Annotated in this window: 5 protein-coding genes and 1 pseudogene; 4 read left to right on the top strand and 2 right to left on the bottom strand. The window is 60.9% G+C overall.

Annotation, left to right across the window (positions count from 1 at the left end; translation table 11 throughout):
* Positions 1-243: pseudogene (locus WCA53_RS16515) on the top strand (LysR family transcriptional regulator); the annotation flags it as partial.
* A gap of 18 nt (positions 244-261) precedes the next feature.
* Here WCA53_RS16515 and WCA53_RS16510 read toward each other — a convergent pair.
* Positions 262-1,221, bottom strand: a complete 960-nt coding sequence (locus WCA53_RS16510) for a GlxA family transcriptional regulator (protein WP_423912535.1) — start codon at positions 1,219-1,221, stop codon at positions 262-264.
* Positions 1,222-1,330: 109 nt separating this feature from the next.
* On the opposite strand from WCA53_RS16510, the gene WCA53_RS16505 reads away from it, so the two are divergent.
* Positions 1,331-1,639, top strand: a complete 309-nt coding sequence (locus WCA53_RS16505; protein ID WP_423912532.1) for a putative quinol monooxygenase — start codon at positions 1,331-1,333, stop codon at positions 1,637-1,639.
* A 94-nt stretch (positions 1,640-1,733) separates the two neighbouring features.
* Positions 1,734-2,348: a hypothetical protein gene (locus WCA53_RS16500; protein ID WP_423912529.1), complete on the top strand. Its 615-nt coding sequence runs from the start codon at positions 1,734-1,736 to the stop codon at positions 2,346-2,348.
* Positions 2,349-2,621: 273 nt separating this feature from the next.
* Here the strand turns inward: WCA53_RS16500 and WCA53_RS16495 are convergent, their stop codons facing one another.
* A complete protein-coding gene (locus tag WCA53_RS16495) occupies positions 2,622-3,674 on the bottom strand; it encodes an alpha/beta fold hydrolase (RefSeq protein ID WP_423912526.1) in 1,053 nt (350 codons plus the stop codon).
* Between the two features lie 416 nt (positions 3,675-4,090).
* Here WCA53_RS16495 and WCA53_RS16490 point away from each other — a divergent pair.
* Positions 4,091-4,405 (top strand): YciI family protein (locus WCA53_RS16490; protein ID WP_423912521.1); only part of this gene is annotated, 315 nt, incomplete at its 3' end.

The raw sequence follows: 4,405 nt of genomic DNA, 5'->3' as shown, positions 1-4,405 counted from the left end.
GCGTTCTCGATACGCACCGACAGCGACCTCGCGCAGCTTGCGCTGATCCGCAGCGGGGCGGGTATCGGCGGCTGCCAAGCTGCTCTGGCCGGGCGCGACGACACGCTGACGCGTGTGTTGCCGACTGAGTTCTCGCTGCAACTAGAGACCTGGGTGACGATGCACGAAGATCTTCGCAGCAGTCCCCGTTGCCGTGTCACGTTCGATGTCCTCGTCGACGGGCTGGAACGCTACATCGCATAGTTCGGACACCATAGCGGCTTACGACGCCCGCAACTCACGGACTCCCTTTCCTATCCGCCGCCGCAGCAGCGTTCGCAGGGTGTGGCCGTCCGCATATCCGACCTGCCCGGCAATGCGATCAACGGTGAGCTTGCTCGTCTTGAGCAGATGGACGGCGCGCTCGATCCGCAGGTCCTGAATGTATTCGATGGGTGTTTTACCGAGCACCGCGTGCAGACGTCGAGTCAACGTCCGCGTGCTCGTCGCCAATGCATCGGCAGCGACGTCGAGCGCGATTGCCGTGTCGAGGTGTTCACGCACCCAGCGGTCGAACTGCTCCACGAGCGGGTCCGAATGGGAGAGGTGATCGGAGATCGCATAGGCAGACTGCGACAGCCGTGTGTCGTATACGAGGTACTTGGCCACCAGCGCCGCAAGCTCGGGGCTGTTGTTGCGGATCAACCAGAGTGCAAGGTCGAGGTGGCTCAGGGCCGCCCCTGCCGTTACCGCAGCGCCGCTCGGAACGACAATTCGGTGCGCATCCAGATGCACGTGCGGATATCGCTGCCTGAATAGCGGTGAAAGCCACCAGGTGGTCGTGGCTTTACCCCCATCGAGCAAGCCGCTTTCAGCCAGCACGAACGTACCCGTGCAGGCGGCTGCAACGCGGGCGCCGCCACTGCGCCACGAGCGCAAGGCACCTAGCGCATCGACCACATCGTCCCGGCCGAGCACAGGCACAAGCGCTTCGGCCGTCATGCGGTTGAGGGCAGGTAGGACAACCCAATCCGGCGCAGGGGCGCTGCTCATGTCGCGCACTGGGACCTGCATGCCAAGCGCGGTATGCACCGTGGGCCGCATCCCCACCACGGTGATGTCGAAGCCCACTGAGGCTATCCCCGTCGCGGACGCAAGGCCGTTCGCGATGGTCAAGCTATCGAGCACCGTGGTAAGGCCCGTATCGAACACGCCTTCGAGTGCAAGGACAAAAATTCGCATGGCGGAATCGGTACCAAAATTGTCGATTCAGACAATATCCCCCAGCGCGCCCTGTTTGTACAGTGTCGTTCACCGCATGAACCTCTCACGCGGACACTGGAGAGCAAAGATGATCAAGCACGCCTTGTTTGTCCGACTTGAAGCCAAACCGGGAAAGGAGCAGGCGGTAGCAGACTTCCTTACAGGGGGCCTTGAATTGACCAATCGGGAGGCGACCACGCCGATCTGGTTCGCCCTCAAACTGTCGCCGACGACGTTCGGCGTCTTCGACGCCTTTGCGAGTGAAGATGACCGCCAGGCGCACCTGGTCGGCAACATGGCCAACGCGTTGATGTCAAGCGCAGAGGAGTTGCTGGCACGCCCCCCGTCGATCGAGTCGATGGACGTATTGGCCATGAAGAATCAGATGGCGCTTTAGAGCCTCGACAGAGCGCAAGGCCTTCAGCCGGAGGCCTGTCTTCCGGCAACCGTTGCCTCCCGATTCAATCCCGTTCATTTAGATGGAGTAACCCGTGTCGATTCATTTCAAACTAGGTGTGTTGTTCGCTGCCGTTGCATTTTCGAGCGCGTCTTTTGCGCAGACGCCCGACGTCAAACCGGAACGCATTCGTGGCGATATCGTGTCGTTCAAGGGCGAAATGCTGACCGTACACAGGAACAGCGGCGACACCGTGTCGATCGATGTCAAGCCGGACGTCGGCGTGTCGGCGCTCAAGGCCGCCAAGCTTTCCGACGCCAAAGTCGGTTCCTACGTGGGGACGCCGGCGCTCATGGGCGGCGATGGAAAATTGACAGCCACGTCGATGATCGTTTTTCCTGAGGCGGCACGTGGTACGGCCGAAGGGCATTTCGCTTATGACTTCGGTCCCAAAAGCACGATGACGAATGCAAACGTGGTGTCCGTTGTCACCGGCACCAGCGGCCGTGAACTGAACCTGTCATACAAGGGCGGCAGCAGCACGGTGACCGTGCCGGCAAACGTGCCCGTCGTGACGCCGGTACCGGCGAGCACAGCGGATCTGACGGCAGGGAAGAAGGTGTTCCTTGTGGTGACACCCGGTGCGAGCGGCGTCTATGACGCGCACGTGCTGTTCGTGGAAAAGGACGGCGTAGCGCCGCAGTTCTAACGCATGGTGTCGGTCCGCCGTGGCCGCTTATGGCGGCAATCTGCTCCATTCACGGCGAGCGCGGTCGGCCTGCGGCACCAAGCACTCCTTCACAAGGCGATGCGTTGTAACCGGCTTGATTGCACTTTCGCATGCTGGCGCTCCGGTCTCGAGATGCACGACTAGGTCGTAGGTGGTCGAGCGCCGGGTGAGCATCATTTGAGGAACAGCCACCCCGGTGAGCGAGAAGCGGGGATGGCCGTCCCTTGGCAGCGTTCGTTGGCAGAGTCGCCGTCAAGCCTTGTCGACGTCAATGATGGCCTTGGCGAAGTCTGCCGGTGCCTCTTGCGGCAGGTTGTGGCCTATGCCGCCGGTCAGAGTGCGATGCTCATACTTGCCGACGTACTTCTTCGCGTAGACGCTCGGGTCGGGATGCGGTGCGCCGTTCGCGTCGCCTTCCAAGGTGATCGTCGGACAAGCGATAGTCGGAAATGTCGCGATCTTCTTCTCCAGTCCATCGTATTTTCGCTCGCCCGGCTCAAGGCTCAAGGCCCAGCGATAGTTATAGAGTGAGATACGAACGAAGTCCGGATTCTCAAACGCCTTTGCAGAGCGCGCGAACGTCGCGTCATCGAACGCCCATTTCGGCGAGGCTTGCTGCCAGATGAAGTGGTTGAACTCTTTAGTGTTCTTGGCGTAACCAGCCTGACCGCGGTCTGTGCCGAAATAAAACAGATACCACCATTTGTTCTCGGCGGCTGGCGGCAGCGGCATCCGGCCGGCCGCCTGGCTACCCACGAGATAGCCGCTCACCGAGACCAGCGCCTTGACGCGCTCGGGCCAAAGAATGGCCAGAAGGTTAGCGTTCCTGCCACCCCAGTCAAATCCCCCCATGATCGCTTTATCGATCTTGAGTGCGTCCATGAAGCTGGTGGCATCGACTGCGAGTGCAGACGGCTGACCATTACGCAGCGTCGAGGCGGAGAGAAACCGCGTTTCGCCGTAGCCGCGCAAGTACGGGATGAGAACCCGATAGCCCGCCGCCGCGAGTATGGGCGCGACATCGACGAAGCTGTGGATGTCGTAGGGCCAGCCGTGGAAGAGCAGCACCGGTGGGCCATCTGCCGGCCCGGCTTCTGCATAAGCGATGCTAAGTACACCGGCCTTTACGTGCTTTAGCGGGCCAAAGGACGCTGTCGATGTCCCTGCCGTGCCCGACGCAGGAACGCCATTGTTGTTGCTCTCTTGTGCATTGGCGCTTACAAGGGTGCCTAGCTGCGCAGCCACGAGACCGAGTGCCGATGCGCCTAACAAGGTCCGACGCGATTTATTGACATCGTCTGCCATTTGATGCTCCTTGTGAGATTGACTGCCAACTTGATCACCGAGTGAGGCTGCCCCTGGAGGCGGCTGGAAGATTTCATCATATTTCCCTAGCAGCGGCATCCGCATGCGCGGCTGCTCCTCCAGACGGGCGACGAGGTCGCCGAACGCTCGAGCGTGTCGACTCTCCGAGCGTGCGAACAGCGCCTCGACACAAGCCAAATGAAAGACATGGAAAGCTAAGTGAAGCACCAGTTGATCGAGCGTTACGACGTGTTGCGAAGAATGGTCTGAGCGGGGACAGTGGAAAGTCGGATATCGTCGTCATGCGCCGTCCGCGATTTTTTCGATGCCGTCTGTCCGTCAGCATGCGGCCCGCGCGTCATTGTGATGGCGGCCCGATGTAATTCACCCGCCTCAACCCCATGATGGAGGCTCACATGCAATACCTGTTGATGATTTATTCAGAAGAAAACGGCTGGAACCAGATGACCGACAGCGAGCGGCAGCAGGGCGTCGCCGCGTACCAGGCCTACACCGAATCGTTGAAAAAAGCGGAGGTCCTGGTGGGCGCCAACCGGCTGCAGAACACGAACACGGCTACCACGGTGCGACTCGTCGACGGCAAGCCGCAGGTGCTTGACGGACCGTATTCCGATTCGAAGGAGCAGCTCGCCGGCTACTACCTGATCGACGTGCCCAACCTGGACGCGGCGATCGCGTGGGCGTCGCGTTGTCCCGGCGCGGCGCACGGC

Source organism: Caballeronia sp. (assembly GCF_049581465.1).
Lineage (GTDB): Bacteria > Pseudomonadota > Gammaproteobacteria > Burkholderiales > Burkholderiaceae > Caballeronia.
This window is presented reverse-complemented; position numbering and strand designations above follow the sequence as displayed.

Coding starts and splice junctions, on each gene's coding strand:
- WCA53_RS16510 (WP_423912535.1), bottom strand. CDS start 1,221: ATGCGAATTTTTGTCCTTGCACTCGAAGGCGTGTTCGATACGGGCCTT.
- WCA53_RS16505 (WP_423912532.1), top strand. CDS start 1,331: ATGATCAAGCACGCCTTGTTTGTCCGACTTGAAGCCAAACCGGGAAAG.
- WCA53_RS16495 (WP_423912526.1), bottom strand. CDS start 3,674: ATGGCAGACGATGTCAATAAATCGCGTCGGACCTTGTTAGGCGCATCG.